Genomic DNA, 17217 nt, shown 5'->3' on the forward strand with positions numbered 1-17217 from the left:
GTCGGTGATCTCCGGAGCAAATACGGGTATTTTTTATATATCATAGTCCGCCTTCCAATACTCAGGCCGATTGTTATAAATGGCGTTATTAGCCATGGCGACACAAATAGCAGCGCTAGCACCACGTTTTACGTTTGACGAAGGCATCGTATTGGTCTTTATAGCTTTGTAAAACTCCTGTAGTGCATACCAAGTACCATCTTTAGTCGGTTCATCTAAAATCGGTGTTCCGCCATCTTTGTTCCAAACAATTTTCGTTGCACCACTTACCCCATCTACTGTACTTAAAGCCTCCTTTGCTTCTTTTTCAGGATAAAACAGCCCTGTGTTTGTCAACAAGGAAACAGTTCCTTTGGTACCCTTGATCTTAAATAGATAACCATCTCGCGCATTTCCGCAAGTGGCACCAAAATTACCGATCATCCCCTCCTTTTTGTACCTAAACATGACTTGGATATTATCAAACGTTTCCCTACCATCAGGATAAATATCAATACCGCCGGTACCATAAACTTCATCCGGGTGCGTATCAAAGGCCCAGTTTATAAAATCGATCTGATGTGACAACAATTCTGCTGCTAAGCCACCGGAAAATTCTTTATACATGCGCCAATTAATTTGCCTTTCCAGCCCAGGTTCGGGTACTGCCCTTCTCCAAGTGCCATTTCTATCCCACCTGCAGTCAACCTGACTAACTTTGCCAAGGAAGCCGCTACTAATCATATCTTTCACTTTGAAATATAGGGGTGAATACCGGTATTGATAACCTACTTGAACCGTTTGTTTAGGGTGTTGATCAGCTAACCTCACTAATTGCTTTGCTTCATCAATCGAGTATGTCATCGTTTTCTCTACGTAAACGTGTTTACCTGCTTCAATTGCGTCCTTAGCAATACTAAAATGCGCACTCAAGGGCACTGCAATAAAGACAGCATCAAGATCCTTGTCGTCAAGCATTGACTGATGCGATTTGAATTTAATAATCTTATTGTCTTTCAGAAGATGATTTGCCTCATCTAATCTAAAGTCCAAGACATCACAGTAACTTCTGATTCTGAATAACTGGGGCAACGACTTTATGACAGATAACACGCCCTTTCCCCGATCACCACAACCAATCATCCCAATGTTAATTGGCTTATCATTCAGCCAGTTCGTTTTCGCCAACAGCTCATCAAACATAAGTAGACTCCCCCCTAACAAACTGCCTTGTTGTAAAAAACTTCTTCTGTCCATTCTTTTACAATTCCCTTATTTTAATGCTTCTAAAGCTCACCTCATTCCCGTGATCTTGTAGTAAAATACGACCCTCTTTTGCCTCACCAAATCCAGGTTTATCTTTAAATTTACTTAAAGATACCATTTTTTTGAATTCATCAGAGCCCCTTACATACTCAAGAACCTTTACACCATTTAAGTAATGCTCTACCTTATTATCCGGATACACAACGATTCGTGCATTATTCCAGGAACCTATTGGCCTTAAAAACCTTGGCTGCTTTTCGGCAGTCAATAGATCGTATAGCGAAGCGAGCGTCCGATTGCCATCACGTCCCATTTTTGCGTCCGGATGTTTTACATCATCAAGTACCTGGTATTCTAGACCCAAAGGCCAATCTTTGTTTTTGTCATCGATTACGACGAAATATTTAAGTCCACTATTAGCACCGGGTGTTAGCTTAAATTCAAAGGATAAGTCGAAAGCACTAAAAAGCTCTTTAGTTACAATATCACCGGCACGGGGTATATCTGTTCCTTCAGTAGCATGCACGCGCAATTCTCCTTGATCGTACGACCATCCCTTTTCAGGAAAGACATTTTTATTTGAGCTGACCCAATTATTTGTTGTTTTACCATCATAAAGCAGTTTATATCCGCGCTCGCGTTCATGGGACGAAAGTGTGTTGGGCTCTAAATTCACAACATAAATTTCCTTTCCTATCCTTTTGGGCTGTAAATTATTCGTTTGTATTTTAATATTTTTGAAATAGACTTTTTTGCCCTCCTCGCCATTTTTGCCGACGCTATGAACCTGTAAACCGATAAACCCGGTCTTGTCTAGGGTATCAACGACATAAGAGACAGGGATGTCATTAATCCAAGTTTTGGTTGTGTTGCCAATGCATTCAATCCGAAAATGATTAAATTCTCCTTTTTTGAATGCTGATTTACTTGTCGGATTGAGATCTAAAGGATAAAGCCAATTTCTTCTCGCCTCGTCATAAATGCCACCTGTCCAACTACGTGGAGTCGGATCGATTTCAACCTGTCTTCCATATACCCGCCCTTTACCATTATTTGCCTGTTGATCGATATGACTTCTCGTTTGAATGCCTGAATTATTGTGATCTCCTTCTATTTTCGCATCCAGTTCCAAAATAAAATCCCCATATTCCTTTTCCGTTACCAGAAAGGTATTCCCGGTATTTTTAACGGTAGTTCCAACAATCATTCCGTTTTCTACGGTATAAGGGGCATCCCCTGCAACTTGTTTCCAGCCTTTTAACGACTTTCCGTCGAATAAATCCTGCCAAGTGCTTTTCTGAGTATAAAAGGCTGAAAAAACACAGACCCCAATGGCGCTCAAAGCAATTAAACTTATTTTTCTCATGTTTTAGTATCCCTATATTGGTTTAATAATATACATTCTAATGGCTAGCGAAGCTTCTTCAATATGTGCGAGTGATTTTTAAGCGGGACAAAATTTAACATTGCTAGCGAGTCGGTTATCATTGGATATTTATCAATTGAAACGCTGTAGACTGCACCCCTTGCAGGCTATCTATCATTTAACAGCCTACAATCGGATCTTTGTCCCAACGTTCAATATTAGTAAATATTCCCAATACTAAGGTTGGAAAGGATGTATTATTTACGAAAACGATATCGTAATTTTTTCGCGACGGTGGGCAGATTATTTGCTTCTTATAGCCTCAACAGGATCCAGTTTACTAGCAATTATAGCGGGTATAATTCCGGAAATGAGCCCAATAGTAGTGGAAATAAAAATAGCCAACAACACTTCATCAAGGTGTACGACAACGCCTATACCAGCGATGATTTTTAATAAAAACGCCAAGGTGTATACCACAAATAAACCCATTAAACCGCCAAAAATGCATAAAGCGACTGATTCGATCAAAAATTGCCAAAGTATAAAGTAGTTCTTTGCACCAAGCGATTTTTGAATGCCAATAATATGGGTACGCTCTTTAACGGATACAAACATAATATTGGCAATTCCAAATCCCCCAACTAATACAGAAAGAATGCCTATACAAAAGCCTGCTGTATTTACAATTTGGAACATGGTATCGAGCTGCGCGGTAATAATGGTTGTTTGATTAAGTGCAAAATCGTCCTCCTGTTTAGGGCTAAGCCGATGAATGGAACGCATGAGCCCTCTCAATTCGCTTTCCGCTTCATCCAAGGAAACACCACTTTTTGCGTTAACAATAATCGACGGTCCGAAATTTCTCACATTAATTACGTTTCTGGCAAAATTCAACGGTACCACTGCAATATTATCCAGCGAAACATCAATTAACATGCCTTCCCCCTCTTCCTTGAAAACACCTATTACTTTTAATCGGCGCCCGAGCGCCTGTATAGTCTTTCCTATGGGATCCGTATGCGGAAATAAACCTTTAGCTATCGTTGATCCAATAATGACAACAGCGGTACCTCTCTCTGATTCACTTTCGGTAAAATATCGTCCTGTCTGAAATTCGAGATTTCGTATTTTATAGTAATCATTTGAAACTGCACTGATGTACACCTTCTCCACATTGTTATTCAAAAATTTGAGCGTTTTGTCCGACATTCCGACTTCAAGTGCGATACCATCAGCAAGTGTTGCCCGTTGTTTTAATTGATCAAAATCACGGACAGTAGGCTCGGGTCTGTTCACATATTTCCACCAAGGGTAATCACCTCCACCACCCCAGGGCCACTTTTGAATGTAAATTGATCGACTTCCCAATTTTTCAACGCTACTTTCTAAATTCGCTCGGAGTGTATTAACGGCAGAGAAAATACCAATAATCGTCATAATACCGATCGTTACACCTAATAGTGAAAGGAAAGTACGCGTCTTATTTTCCCTTAACGCTGAAAATGCAAACCGGAAACTCTCAAAAAATAGCTTGATAAAAATCATACGCTCTTAAGACACGTAAAACAGGGAAAGGTTACAAGTTTCGGTACTTTTTTATAGGCGGATGTTTTTATCCAACAATCACCTAATATATAGCCTTTAAGGCTTACGTTTTTAAAACTTTTTTTTGTAAATTTGCGCGCTAATTTATCAGCTAATAAAAGAGGGGAACAAATTATGCCCCGTTTTTGTTATTACCATATTTAGGTTGACTGACCTATTTATTATTAAGAAATAAGATATATAAAATTCACAAAACATGAAGTTATCTCAATTTAAGTTTAATCTACCTGATTCGTTAATTGCTCATGAACCCGCAGAAACGAGGGACGAGGCGCGTTTAATGGTGCTTGATCGCAAAACCGGTGCAATTGAACACAAAATTTTCAAGGATGTATTGAACTATTTTGAAGAACATGATGTGATGATCCTCAATAACACAAAAGTTTTCCCCGCTCGTTTATATGGCAATAAGGAAAAAACAGGCGCCACGATAGAAGTCTTCTTACTCCGTGAATTGAATAAGGAATTGCGTCTTTGGGATGTACTGGTTGATCCCGCCAGAAAAATCCGGGTCGGGAATAAATTATATTTTGGCGACAACGACTTATTGGTTGCTGAAGTTGTAGACAATACGACATCGCGTGGTAGAACCATTCGTTTCCTGTTTGATGGGTCTGATGAAGAGTTTAGGAGAAACATTGAAATCTTAGGAGAAACACCACTTCCCAAGTATATCAAAAGAAAGCCTACGCCGGAAGATAAGTTTAGATATCAAACTATTTTTGCTAAGAACGAAGGCGCTGTAGCGGCACCTACAGCTGGTTTACACTTTAGCAGAGAATTGATGAAGCGCTTGGAATTAAAGGGTGTTGAGTTTGCAGAGGTTACTTTACATGTTGGTCTTGGAACATTCCGTCAGGTAGAGGTAGAAGACCTAACGAAACATAAAATGGATTCGGAGCAATTTATTATTGAACAAAAAGATGCTGATATTGTCAATAAAGCGATTGCTGAAAAGCGAAGAGTATGCGCAGTTGGTACAACAAGCATGCGTTCTATCGAGTCAGCGGTTTCGGCCAACCGGACCTTGAAAGCGGCAAACGATTGGACCAGCAAGTTTATATTCCCGCCTTATGATTTCAGTATTGCAAATAGTATGATCACTAATTTCCACACACCGGAATCCACCCTTTTAATGATGATTTGTGCTTTTGGCGGTTATGAACATGTGATGAATGCTTACGAGATCGCCGTAAAAGAGAAATACCGTTTTTATAGCTACGGTGACGCGATGTTAATCATATAAGGGGGAATACTCTTAACGAATAGGCTATCTAATAAGGGTAGCCTATTTTTCTTGGTATTGGAATGATGAAAAACTACGTAATAATTGTTGGCGGCGGATCGGGAACGCGCATGCAAAGCGCAATTCCGAAACAATTTATGCTATTAAATGGTCTTCCGGTACTAATGCACACGCTGACTGCTTTCTCACAAAGTAACACCAGACCAACGATTATATTAGTATTGAATAACCGACTGAAATCAGAATGGGAACAGCTTTGTATTAAGTATAGTTTTGATGTACCCCATATAATTGTTGAAGGTGGAGATACCAGATTTCACTCCGTACAGAATGGATTAAACCACATAAAGCAGTTAAGTGAACCAATAAAGCCAACTTACATCGCGGTTCACGACGGGGTACGTCCACTTGTATCTAAAGAAATCATTGATTACGGCTTTCAACAAATAGGTCGGCACCGAGCACTAATAACAGCTGTCAGCAGCAAGGACTCTGTACGCATTAAAGAGTCGGGAGATACCTCTAGAGCGGTTGATAGAAGCACCGTTTTCCTCGTTCAAACGCCTCAATTTTTCTCCGCGGAGATTTTATTTGAAGCTTATGAGCAAACCTATAGTGATACATTTACAGACGACGCTTCTGTTGTGGAAAAAAAAGGGTATCCGATTCAGATTCTACCTGGGGATACCCGTAATATTAAAATCACTTTTTCGGAAGATTTACTCTTTGCAGAGGTCATAATGAAGTCGTTAGCCAACGACTAGGCAGCTCCTCTGATAATTCTAAGCAATACCGCAATGATTGCAATTACCAACAGAACATGGATAATACCGCTACTGGTGTATCCCCCGAAAAAACTGATGGCCCAGATAATTACCAGAACAACAGCGATTAAATACAATAGATTTCCCATAACAATTCGATTAATAATTAGTTCAGGCAGGCACATTTCATTGCGCTGTAACTGCCTATTTATTTCTTGCCATAATAAAGCTTTTAAAAGCTATTTTGTTTTACATTTTTTATATTAGTCAAAAGAAAGGGAATCGGAAGACTACGAGAGGATGTTTAGAAAATTTTGAACATAAAAAAAGGGAAACAACTTGTTTCCCTTTACTATGGCAAAAATACCTTTTTTATAATTTATCGTTCACATCAACGCAATTAAGTTCTTCGAAAGCCTGTTTTAAACGTTTCACAAAGCTCTCTTCTCCCTTCCTTAACCAAACGCGAGGGTCATAATACTTCTTATTAGGAGCATCCTCTCCGTCAGGGTTACCAATTTGACTCTGAAGATAGCCTTCATTTGCTTTGTAGTAATCTTTTATCCCCTCCCAAAACGCCCATTGCATATCGGTATCAATATTCATTTTAATGGCTCCATAAGAGATCGCTTCCTCAATTTCGGCCGGAGACGAACCTGATCCACCATGAAAAACAAAATTCACGGGTTTTTCAGCGCTTAGTCCAAACTTTTCTTTAATATAGTCCTGAGAATTCTTGAGGATAACCGGTTGAAGTTTAACATTTCCCGGTTTGTAAACGCCATGCACATTTCCAAATGCTGCCGCCACGGTGAACTTATCGCTTACTTTACTGAGTTCTTCAAAAGCATAAGCTACTTCGGCCGGTTGTGTATAAAGTTTTGAGCTATCAACATCGCTATTATCCACTCCATCTTCTTCTCCGCCAGTTACTCCCAATTCAATTTCAACAGTCATTCCAAGCGGCTTCATGCGCTCTAAATACTTTTTAGAGATTTCTATATTTTCTTCAATAGGTTCTTCTGATAAATCAAGCATATGAGAAGAAAATAAAGGCTTACCATGTTGGGCAAAAAACGCTTCGCCGTGATCTAACAAACCGTCTATCCAAGGTAGAATTTTTTAGCTGCATGATCTGTATGTAGGATAACCGCTACACCATAATGTTCGGCCAGTAAATGCACGTGTTTTGCAGCAGATACAGCACCTAGTATACATGCTTGCAATTTACTATTATCCAGCGTTTTACCAGCATAGAATTGCGCACCGCCATTTGACAATTGAATGATTACCGGTGAATTAACTGCTTTTGCAGTTTCCATCACTGCGTTGATAGAATTTGTTCCAATGGTATTTACTGCGGGGAGAGCGAATCGATGTTTTTTAGCGATCTCAAATAGCTCTTGTACAGCATCTCCATGCAGAACACCTTTATAACCTTTTAAACTCATTTGTAATACGTTGTTTAATTTTTGATTCCCGAAAGTAGGTATTTTATTTAAAATAAGCTACTTTCCCTTTCATTTTTCTTTCAACAGCAGGAGCCGTTTAGGGTAGTTTTTAGTAAAATAGGATATAAAGTGATAAGGTTACACAAAAGGTCACGTTTTATACATTTTTTTTGTTTCTTTGTACCTCTAATATTTTTTTGAATGGCTTGGTTTAAACGAGATCGTGCCGGTATTAACACGGCAACAGAAAATAAAAAAGAAGCTCCCGACGGGTTATGGAATAAATGTCCGTCCTGTAAAAAACCACTCTTGAAATCAGAGCAAGTTGAAAACAAATATGTATGTCAATATTGCGGCTATCATTTGAGGATAGGCTCAGCAGAATACTTTTCAGTACTATTTGACGACAATCAATTCACTGAGCTGTTTGGCAGTCTACGTTCAGCAGACCCCCTTAACTTCGAAGACACAAAAAAATACACGGAACGAATTGCGGAAAGCCATGCTAAAACGGGTTTAAACGATGCAATACGTGCCGGGCACGGCAAGATCGAAGGGCTTGATCTAGTCATAGCCTGCATGGATTTTACTTTTATCGGTGGTTCAATGGGCTCCGTAGTGGGAGAGAAAATTGCAAGATCGATCGACTATTGCATACAGCACCGTCTACCTTTTTTACTTATCTCAAAATCGGGTGGTGCCAGGATGATGGAAGCAGCGTTTTCGCTTATGCAAATGGCCAAGACATCGGCTAAGCTAGCGCTTCTCAGTCAGGCGAAGCTTCCCTATATATCCCTTTTAACAGACCCTACGACAGGAGGCGTAACAGCCTCATATGCCATGCTCGGTGATATCAACATTGCGGAGCCGGGTGCATTGATCGGATTTGCAGGGCCTCGTGTCATTAAAGAAACGATCAAAAAAGATTTGCCAAAGGGATTTCAAACAGCTGAATTTGTGCTTGAACATGGCTTTTTAGATTTTATTGTTGATCGAAGGGAAATGAAGCATAAAATAGCAACATTCCTAAGAAATATTTTATAGTGTAAAAAAAGCCTGATTTAAAATCAGGCTTTTTTACACTATTTCCGTTCTCTTGTGGTAGGTGAGTCTGCAGTAAAAGCAGGACCTTCGTTTTTTCTATGATGGTCTCTCTCGGAAAAACTGCCTTGATTCACCTCAACGACTTTTTTCTTTCCATCTTTTTCCTTTATGATTTCTTTGTCACTTTTTCTATCTTTCAATTCATCACGCATAATAACCTCCTCTTAATTAAATAAACAAAAAACGGGTTGGTAATTGATTAACAAGTCCAAACCCATTTTGTTGGATAAATATCACGAAAGTTACGTTATACGTTCTCCGGACATACTTCCTTCAATTTAGAAACAACGAAATCGATTTCTTCTTTCGTATTGAATTTACTAAAAGAAAATCGAACAGACGGCCGTTTGGCATCCACGCCAATCGCGGTTAAAACATGAGATCCGATATTTGATCCCGAACTGCATGCACTGCCGCCCGAAGCGGAAATACCCGCAATATCTAAGTTAAAGAGTAACATGTCAGCTAAATCTGTAGGTGGAAACGACACATTTAATACCGTATACAAGCTTTGATCGGCTTCCAACTCGCCGTTAAAGCTTACACCGGGAATATGCTGAATAAGTTGCGCTCTCATGTAATCTTTCAGCCCCTGTATATAAGCCCTATGTTCGGCCATATGTTCATAAGCAATCTCGAGTGCCTTGGCCAAGCCAACAATGCCATAGACATTCTCCGTGCCCCCTCGCATATTTCGTTCTTGCGCACCGCCATGGATGAACGGCTTTATTTTTACTTCATGATTAACATATAGGAAGCCTGCTCCTTTCGGGCCGTGGAATTTGTGCGCTGCTCCCGCCAAAAAGCTTACTTTCAGAGCACTTAGGTCATGCACAAAGTGTCCCATTGTCTGGACCGTGTCGGTATGAAATAATGCGTTATAGGTCTGACAGATATCGGATACCCTTTGTATATCGGTTATTGTGCCTATTTCATTATTTGCATGCATCAATGAGACGAAACTAGGTGGACTATTTTGCAAAACTCTTTCCAGTTGCGATAAATCCACATGTCCCTTCGCATCAACGTCAAGCAGTGTTAGCTTAATGCTCCCTTCTTTTTCCAGTTCTTGTAAGGTATGCAAAACCGCATGGTGTTCGAGCGGTGAACTGATTGCGTGACTTAATTGATGATCTAAAATTCCCCTTCGAATTGCCGTATTGTCGGCTTCTGTTCCTCCTGATGTAAAAAAAATCTCCGCTGGAGAAGTATTTAATAAAGCAGCGACTTTTTTTCGGGCTTTTTCGATAATTGTTCTAACCTTTCTACCATCCGCATGAATGGATGAAGGGTTCCCATAATCGTCTCGCATAACAACCATCATCTCTTGCAATACTTGTTCATCTATTGCAGTGGTTGCCGCATTATCTAAATATACGCGCATGCTACAAATCTACTAAGTAATCCATTAACAGAATTTTATTCTTTTATACTTTTACTTCTAGGTGATCAAGATAAAATGGCTTCTATTTCGCCAATAATCTTATCAGCCAATAAGTCGGCGCGATTCTGTGTTGGCGATTCTGTGTAAATACGGATGATCGGTTCGGTGTTCGACTTCCGTAGATGAACCCATTCTTCCTCAAAATCTATTTTCAAACCATCAATGGTGCTATGGGGGGTATCCTTATATTTTTCCTCCATCGATTTTAAAAGCTGATCAATATCCAATCCAGGAGTGAGCGTGATCTTTTTCTTCGCCATAAAATAGGAAGGATAACTGTTGCGCAAAGCGGACACTTTTTGACCGCTTTTAGCAAGATGTGTCAAGAAAATACCGATACCTGCCAAAGCGTCCCTACCATAATGGGTAGCCGGGTAAATTACACCTCCGTTCCCCTCGCCTCCTATCACTGCATTTACCTCTTTCATTTTGGTCACTACATTCACCTCCCCAACCGCTGCTGCGTAATAAGTACCGCCGTGTTTCTCTGTTATATCCTTAAGGGCCCGTGTGGAGGATAAGTTAGATACCGTATTCCCTTTCTTTTGCCGGAGGATATAATCTGCAACGGCTACTAATGTATATTCCTCTCCAAACATTTCTCCATTTTCCATGACGAAACACAACCGATCGACATCTGGATCAACCGCAATTCCGAGATCGGCTTGCTTTTCTTTTACAAGGGCAGATAAATCCTTTAGATTTTCGGCCAAGGGCTCAGGATTATGCGGAAAGAGGCCATTTGGCTCACAATACAATTCATATACGGTTGATACCCCTAGTGCTTTCAATAAAGCTGGTACAAAGCGTCCCCCCGTTGAGTTAACGGCATCTACAGCAATTGAAAAATTAGCCTGTGCAATTGCGTCTCTATCAACTGTTTCCAGCGCTAAGATCTTCTCAATATGCCTTTCCAGGTAGGTGTCCTTTTTTATGACCCGTCCAAGTGCGTGTACTTCAGAAAAATCAAAACTCAATTCATCGGCTAAAGCCAATACTTCTTTTCCCTCGTAATCATTAATAAACTCTCCTTGCTGATTAAGCAACTTCAATGCATTCCATTCTGTCGGATTATGGCTAGCTGTCAAGATGATACCACCTGCCGCATCCTCCTCGGGCACGGCTATTTCAACGGTAGGCGTAGTAGACAGACCGAGATCAATCACCTCAATGCCGAGACTTTGGAGTGTACCTGTTACAATATTACTTACCATTTCTCCTGAAAGCCGTGCATCTCGACCTATTACTATTTTTTTATTGCCGGCTTTTTCGGTAATGTATTTTCCAAAAGCAGCGGTAAATTTTACAATGTCAATAGGAGTCAGGCCTTCGCCAGGTTTTCCACCTATGGTTCCGCGAATACCCGAAATAGATTTTATCAATGTCATTTTATACTCGAATTTATTAAGTAGGTGGTAAAAATAGCATTTTCATTAGAATATTCTAACGCTTCTGTCACCATCTGTAGAAGCAACCGATTGCTTAATAAAATAATTTTTTATTTTTATGACGCAATTATAAATCCGGATACGTTTGTAAACTGTATATTTGCAACCTTATTGAATTTAGCGACACAGAAAGGCATATTACATTTCAATGGTAATTTATATACAGATCGCTTTGGGGGTAAAAAAGATTAAAATCTTATTTCATAAAAACACATGTTTGCTTCTATCATACAATTTGATATAGATCTTTTCCTGATAATAAATCAGGATATGGCCAATGTTGTCTTTGATTGGCTAATGCCTTACTTGCGGAATCCATATACGTGGGCCCCCTTATACTTGTTCATCTTAATTTTTTCGATACGTACTTATAAAAAACGAGGAGTAATCATGATGTTATTTCTGGTGCTTAGCTTTGGAATAGCTGACTTTTTATCTGCCTCGGTTATTAAACCCATAGTAAAAAGGATAAGACCCTGTAATGAACTTACCCTACAGGGGGAAATGGTAAGCCGGGTACGATGCGGCAGCGGATACAGTTTTCCGTCGTCCCATGCAAGTAATCATTTTGCCATGGCTCTATTTCTTATTATGGTCTATAGGAAGCGTTGGAGCGCCATATTATGGTTTGCTTTGTTATGGGCTTTCGCTATTAGTTTTGCTCAAGTCTATGTAGGCGTGCACTATCCTCTTGACGTAACTGCCGGCGCCCTATTTGGTAGTATCATTGGCTATTCTATGGCAACGTTATTTCTTTATATTCAGCCCGAAACAACTCGGCAGATAGCACAACCATGACACTTCTTATAATAGTTACTTTATTTCTTTCGGCTCTCTTGGGCGGTTTGGCTGTATTCTTTGTAAAAAGAGATAATACCGATTTATTAAGGCTCGTACTTTCTTTTAGCGGTGCGTATTTATTTTCGATCACTGTATTGCATCTTATCCCTGAGATCTACGCGCATAACGACGATCATTATTTAGGCTTATATGTACTTGGCGGTTTTTTATTTCAGTTATTATTAGAGAGATTTTCAGAAGGTATAGAACATGGTCACATTCATAAGCATGGCCACCACGGACATTTCCCGATAGGCGTTATGACCAGCTTATGCTTACATGCTTTTTTAGAAGGGATGCCACTAGCAAAGGGACATCAGAGAGAGCTGTTATTCGGCATTGCCATTCATCATATTCCTGCTGCCTTCGCTTTAGGCAGTTTACTCATTCAGTCAACTGTTAGGCAACGCACCATTATCCTATCTCTTTTTATTTTTGCTTTAATGTCGCCAATAGGTTTTACATTGAGTAATATGATTAGTTTAGGAGGTATTGGCGAAATCAACCAATACTTTGATAAAATGATGGCGATTGTCATCGGTATATTTCTTCACATCTCTACAACGATTCTGTTTGAATCTTCTTCAGCAGATCATCATCACTTTAATAAAAGAAAGCTCTTAGCAGTGATTACCGGGGTCACTCTTTCCCTATTTAATTTTCTGGTGCATTAAGCTACTGGTTTGTCTAATAAATTTAACCACGCAACTTATCAAGAAGGTAATTAAGTTGCTTGCATTCTTCTTCAGAAAGGTTTTCATCCAAGACGCTCAAGATAGACATTTTTTTATCTAAACGTTCCAAAATTGTCATACCATCATGGGTAATGAAAATATCAACAGCACGTCTATCTTTATGGCTCATACACCGCGAAACCAGTCCCTTTTGCACCAAACGATCGATAATTCTACTCACATCCGACATTCTATCCAACAAACGCTCCTTTAACATGTTAACGGTAGCCGGTTTTGCGTTTTGACCCCGCAAAATTCTCAACACATTGTATTGTTGAAGCGTTATTTTCTCTTTGTCGGTCCGCTCTTTTAAAAGACTTTGAATGAAGTTGCTTGTATATATGACGTTTAGAGCAGCCTTATGGTATTCGTTTTCGAATTTATTAGTGACGAGTACTTCTTCTATCTTCATATACCTAATTTAGAATTGGAGCACTAATATATAGCTTAAAATCTGATCTAAAAAATAAAGATGTCTTGCAACTACATTCTGTATAATATCGTGTAATCGACGATTATAAAATTTTCACATAACGACTGCCTCTATAATGATCTACAAGAAAACTGCCATCACCATGAAGTGTCCATATCTCCCGGGGATCAACAACATCAATTGTCTTTAAAATATCCCCCCAATCAACATGATCTGAAATAAACAATTCCATATCATTTCTGTTTTGCAGATATTTCCAACCGGAGGCAAAGACCTTTATAAGGTTTTTAGCTCTAAAATAGCTATTAAAAGTTAATGGTGGCACAAGGTAAATGATATTCTCAGGCTGCTCTTTAATAATTTTACGACCATAAGGTATATAGTGCCAACCAGCATAGCCATATTGTTCATAAATCCGATGAAAAGGAAGCACTGCATGATGGAGAAGTACTTTTTTTTCCGGGCAATATTGATTGATCATCGCCGTCAAACGTTGTGCTTTGCCTAACGCATAAGCACCAAGCATAATCGGATAGGTTGTACTATTTAGCTTATCAAGTTCCACCGAAGGGTCCGGATGTTTTACAATCGGATTCGCAAAAGTGCTTTCTGTAATCAAAACGTCCGCCTTAACAAGCGAGATGGGAGTACAGGTTGGATCTGCTTGCAACTTATAATCGCCGGTATATAAATAACGTACTCCTTTGAATTCCATCAATATTAAAGACGAACCCAAAATATGACCTGCAGAAAGAAACGTAACCGTCACACCTCCTAACGTAAAAGGCACGCCATAATCATAAACTTGGAAGTCGCGTGCAGCGCCCTTGTTATAACGCAGCTCCATAAATGACTTTGTTGGAGCCGTACAGAATACAGTAAAGCAGCCTGATGTTATGTGATCACCGTGGCCGTGAGACACCACCGAAACTCTCACCGCTTCCCGGGCATCTATAAAAAAGTCGCCATAAGCACAATAAATACCCTTGGAATTGACTGTCAAAAAATCATCTAAAATCATCTTGCTTTCAGCTGCGCTAGCAAGCGAGCCCTGACTTTTAAAACTTGCGGAATAAGAGCGTGAATCTCGTCATTATCTATCACAAAATCAGCGAGCTTGCGTTTTTCTTCATCAATCATTTGTTTATCTATTCTTGCTAACACCGCCTCTCTTGTTAGCTGGTCCCTTTCCATCACGCGCTTGATTCGAAGTTCCTGCGGGGCAACTATTAAAATATTATAGTCTGATAATTTATAGGTTCCTGTTTCGAAAAGTAACGCAGCCTCTTTAAATGTTAGCTCTGCTTGTTGTTGCCTTTCCCAGTTTTCATAGGCTTTTATTGTAGCTGGATGAACCAGGGCGTTAAGCTTATCTAATTTATCACGGTCTTGGAAAACAATCCTCGAGAGATAGACCCGGTCAAGTTTACCTTCTTTTGAATAGACTTCCGCTCCGAATATTCCTTTGATATCTTCCACTAAATCCTTATTGTCTACCATCACATTCTTAGCTTCGGTATCCGCATAAAACACCGGATATCCCATAGCTTCAAATATTTTACAAACGGTGGTTTTACCAGTACCAATTCCTCCAGTTACGCCAATGCGTAGTTTATCTTTATTTATTTCCACAATAAAAATTCTACATTTTGCGGTTCTGCCTTAATAATTTTCACGAAATCCGGCTGCTTCGTGATAATAACCGGCAAATTCTTGATGTGATTACTTCGCCAGTCGTTCAAATTAATAACTGCTTCGAACATATCCCGATCTATATCTTCGTATTTTTCTAAAGACACAATGGTTGTTAATCTTACTTTCTCAGGTAGCACTTTCACCGTTCTAAAGGCTCTACTATTCTCTGCCCTAATAGGTACCTCTATAATCTTTTCCGTCACTTCACCTACCGGTATGGTAACATCAACCGATGAGGGGTGTACATTAATATTTGCTTTCTGACTTTTTGATAAAGTAACTTTGGCAGTAATGGTATTGTCAACATTATTTCTCCTTAATGTATCTGTCGCCCAGCCATCAATCAATACCAGGTCTTCCAAAGGCCCTGTAACCGTCACAAACTTCGGTTCAATCTGAATATCGCCTGTGATATCATATTGCTTTCTAAACTTAATGTCTTTGGACAAATTAACGGTTACTTTTTTAACATCTTGCTTAGAAAAATTAAAGAAAAGTGTATCGGGAGAAATGGAAACAATACGTTGATTTGCACTAAATTGCCGATTTATATATCCCATTTGATTGGAAAATAGTATCCAATCACGTGTTTTTAAACCGCTTAAGTCAACATGTATATCTTGAGGTTTAAGTCGAAGATTAGAAAATAACACCTGCCAGCCCGTTCCTTCGACCTGCATAGCGACGGTATCTGACTGAAGTGGGTGAAATGCCCTTTTCGGCGGAACATTTACATAATTTAGAGAGGCCTTTACCGTATAAATGTAACGGTTTGATAAAGCAAAGAGGCTCCACACCAGAAAGGAGATAAAGAGACAAATAGCAAATAAGCTTAGTTTCTTTTGTTGCTTCTTATTGAGATTAAACATACCTACCCTTTATAAACGAACAAAACGCCTAACAAAAATAACAACCTTTGTCGGTCAAATCAATTTTGTCAGGCGTTTTATAGCACCTCGTCTAGCCGACAAAGTCTATTTCTTTTCGTCCGTTGTTGTAGTTACTGTCCCTTGCTTTGGTGTATTGGCAAGTTTGGAAGCATCCAATGAAATCGCAGCTTTATCGAATTTGATACGTGTACCGGAACCTACGTCAATGATAAATGTGCTTTCGCCTATCTCAACGATACGACCGTGAATGCCTGCGGTAGTTACCACTTATCATTCACCTTTAAATCTTCTATATATTTTTTATGATCTTTCTGTTTCTTCATCTGTGGGCGTATCATGAAAAAATAGAATACTACCACAATTAATCCCATCATAATGAGGGATGACATTCCGCCTGATCCTGCTTGTAATAAAATTGCTGCTGTTGTCATGTAAATTACTGTGATTTAAAATTGTTAACTATTGTACTTCACCTTTTAAGTGTAGCATTAATTGTGCGGGTTGCGCGTTACTATATACGGTAATAATTTTATGCTGTGCACCGCGTTGTCCTGCACTATTAAAACCAACTTCAATGCTGCCTTGCTCTCCGGGTTTAATCGGTTTTTTATCAAATTTGGGAGTAGTACAGCCACATCCTGCCTGCACGTCGCTTATTATTAAAGGTGATTTCCCTGTATTAGTAAATTCAAAAACGTGATTTACCTTCTCCCCTTCTTTGATCTTGGAGAAGTCATATGTATCATTCTTAAATTTTAGCACGGGAGCATCCGCTACATCGGCGGAATCCGGAATCTGCTTATTCACCCCGGTATTATCAGTCGTATTTACACTTTCGATAATATCCTCTCCAGCACTTTTCTCCTTTTGTTTAGATCCATTGCAAGCGCTTAGCGCCAAAACTGCTAATGATAGTAACAAAATTTTATTTTTCATATACTTATAATTG

At 39.4% G+C, this 17217-nt stretch carries 17 protein-coding genes and 2 pseudogenes; 5 read left to right on the forward strand and 14 right to left on the reverse strand.

The genetic code is table 11. The annotated features are described in order from the left end of the window. Positions 1 to 33: 33 nt before the first annotated feature. From QT327_RS15430 to QT327_RS15440, 3 genes are all read right to left on the reverse strand, one after another. Entirely contained in the window at positions 34 to 1236 is a 1203-nt protein-coding gene (locus tag QT327_RS15430) for a Gfo/Idh/MocA family protein (protein ID WP_289553281.1), read from the reverse strand. Positions 1237 to 1240: 4 nt separating this feature from the next. Continuing rightward, on the reverse strand, positions 1241 to 2611 hold the full coding sequence (locus QT327_RS15435) for a 3-keto-disaccharide hydrolase (protein WP_289553282.1): 1371 nt from the start codon (positions 2609 to 2611) through the stop codon (positions 1241 to 1243). Positions 2612 to 2914: 303 nt separating this feature from the next. Further along, positions 2915 to 4159 (reverse strand): ABC transporter permease, encoded by a 1245-nt coding sequence (locus QT327_RS15440; protein WP_289553284.1) that lies wholly within the window; start codon positions 4157 to 4159, stop codon positions 2915 to 2917. Positions 4160 to 4415: 256 nt separating this feature from the next. On the opposite strand from QT327_RS15440, the gene queA reads away from it, so the two are divergent. Together queA and QT327_RS15450 are read left to right on the forward strand one after the other, a co-directional pair. Beyond that, entirely contained in the window at positions 4416 to 5465 is a 1050-nt protein-coding gene (gene queA, locus QT327_RS15445) for a tRNA preQ1(34) S-adenosylmethionine ribosyltransferase-isomerase QueA (protein WP_013667241.1), read from the forward strand. Between the two features lie 62 nt (positions 5466 to 5527). Continuing rightward, positions 5528 to 6229, forward strand: a complete 702-nt coding sequence (locus QT327_RS15450; protein ID WP_289553286.1) for a 2-C-methyl-D-erythritol 4-phosphate cytidylyltransferase — start codon at positions 5528 to 5530, stop codon at positions 6227 to 6229. On the opposite strand, the gene QT327_RS15455 is transcribed toward QT327_RS15450, so the two are convergent. Both QT327_RS15455 and fbaA read right to left on the reverse strand, forming a co-directional pair. After that, positions 6226 to 6378: a lmo0937 family membrane protein gene (locus QT327_RS15455; protein ID WP_013667243.1), complete on the reverse strand. Its 153-nt coding sequence runs from the start codon at positions 6376 to 6378 to the stop codon at positions 6226 to 6228. The two genes, QT327_RS15450 and QT327_RS15455, sit on opposite strands and share 4 nt — an antisense overlap. Before the next feature lie 223 nt (positions 6379 to 6601). Further along, positions 6602 to 7680 (reverse strand): annotated as a pseudogene (gene fbaA / locus QT327_RS15460) (class II fructose-bisphosphate aldolase). A 201-nt stretch (positions 7681 to 7881) separates the two neighbouring features. Here fbaA and accD point away from each other — a divergent pair. After that, positions 7882 to 8724: an acetyl-CoA carboxylase, carboxyltransferase subunit beta gene (accD, locus tag QT327_RS15465; RefSeq protein ID WP_013667245.1), complete on the forward strand. Its 843-nt coding sequence runs from the start codon at positions 7882 to 7884 to the stop codon at positions 8722 to 8724. A 38-nt stretch (positions 8725 to 8762) separates the two neighbouring features. Here the strand turns inward: accD and QT327_RS15470 are convergent, their stop codons facing one another. From QT327_RS15470 to glmM, 3 genes are all read right to left on the reverse strand, one after another. Beyond that, positions 8763 to 8936 carry a hypothetical protein gene (locus QT327_RS15470; RefSeq protein ID WP_013667246.1) on the reverse strand — a complete coding sequence of 58 codons (174 nt, stop codon included), beginning with the start codon at positions 8934 to 8936 and terminating at the stop codon, positions 8763 to 8765. A 95-nt stretch (positions 8937 to 9031) separates the two neighbouring features. After that, positions 9032 to 10168 carry a cysteine desulfurase family protein gene (locus QT327_RS15475; RefSeq protein WP_130855771.1) on the reverse strand — a complete coding sequence of 379 codons (1137 nt, stop codon included), beginning with the start codon at positions 10166 to 10168 and terminating at the stop codon, positions 9032 to 9034. Between the two features lie 65 nt (positions 10169 to 10233). After that, the gene (gene glmM, locus QT327_RS15480; RefSeq protein WP_130855770.1) at positions 10234 to 11616 is read right to left on the reverse strand and encodes a phosphoglucosamine mutase; all 1383 of its coding nucleotides are present in this window, start codon (positions 11614 to 11616) and stop codon (positions 10234 to 10236) included. Between the two features lie 357 nt (positions 11617 to 11973). Here glmM and QT327_RS15485 point away from each other — a divergent pair, with 357 nt between their 5' ends. Continuing rightward, the gene (locus QT327_RS15485) at positions 11974 to 12474 is read left to right on the forward strand and encodes a phosphatase PAP2 family protein (RefSeq protein WP_354004821.1); all 501 of its coding nucleotides are present in this window, start codon (positions 11974 to 11976) and stop codon (positions 12472 to 12474) included. Beyond that, positions 12471 to 13190: a ZIP family metal transporter gene (locus QT327_RS15490; protein ID WP_130855769.1), complete on the forward strand. Its 720-nt coding sequence runs from the start codon at positions 12471 to 12473 to the stop codon at positions 13188 to 13190. Before QT327_RS15485 ends, QT327_RS15490 begins: the two co-directional genes overlap by 4 nt. A gap of 22 nt (positions 13191 to 13212) precedes the next feature. Here QT327_RS15490 and QT327_RS15495 read toward each other — a convergent pair whose 3' ends face one another. The 6 genes and pseudogenes from QT327_RS15495 to QT327_RS15520 form a co-directional block, all read right to left on the reverse strand. Continuing rightward, positions 13213 to 13662 carry a MarR family winged helix-turn-helix transcriptional regulator gene (locus QT327_RS15495; RefSeq protein ID WP_013667251.1) on the reverse strand — a complete coding sequence of 150 codons (450 nt, stop codon included), beginning with the start codon at positions 13660 to 13662 and terminating at the stop codon, positions 13213 to 13215. Between the two features lie 103 nt (positions 13663 to 13765). Then, on the reverse strand, positions 13766 to 14704 hold the full coding sequence (locus QT327_RS15500) for an MBL fold metallo-hydrolase (RefSeq protein ID WP_130855768.1): 939 nt from the start codon (positions 14702 to 14704) through the stop codon (positions 13766 to 13768). Continuing rightward, positions 14701 to 15315 (reverse strand): dephospho-CoA kinase, encoded by a 615-nt coding sequence (coaE, locus tag QT327_RS15505; RefSeq protein ID WP_130855767.1) that lies wholly within the window; start codon positions 15313 to 15315, stop codon positions 14701 to 14703. The genes QT327_RS15500 and coaE overlap by 4 nt, the downstream gene beginning before the upstream one ends. Further along, the gene (locus QT327_RS15510; RefSeq protein WP_130855766.1) at positions 15306 to 16247 is read right to left on the reverse strand and encodes a CdaR family protein; all 942 of its coding nucleotides are present in this window, start codon (positions 16245 to 16247) and stop codon (positions 15306 to 15308) included. The genes coaE and QT327_RS15510 overlap by 10 nt, the downstream gene beginning before the upstream one ends. A 105-nt stretch (positions 16248 to 16352) precedes the next feature. Then, positions 16353 to 16699: pseudogene (yajC, locus tag QT327_RS15515) on the reverse strand (preprotein translocase subunit YajC). 28 nt (positions 16700 to 16727) lie between these two features. Next, positions 16728 to 17204 (reverse strand): DUF1573 domain-containing protein, encoded by a 477-nt coding sequence (locus QT327_RS15520; protein ID WP_130855764.1) that lies wholly within the window; start codon positions 17202 to 17204, stop codon positions 16728 to 16730. Positions 17205 to 17217 lie beyond the last annotated feature (13 nt).

Origin of the sequence: Olivibacter sp. 47 (genome assembly GCF_030372825.1) — a bacterium.
GTDB classification, from domain to species: domain Bacteria; phylum Bacteroidota; class Bacteroidia; order Sphingobacteriales; family Sphingobacteriaceae; genus Olivibacter; species Olivibacter oleidegradans.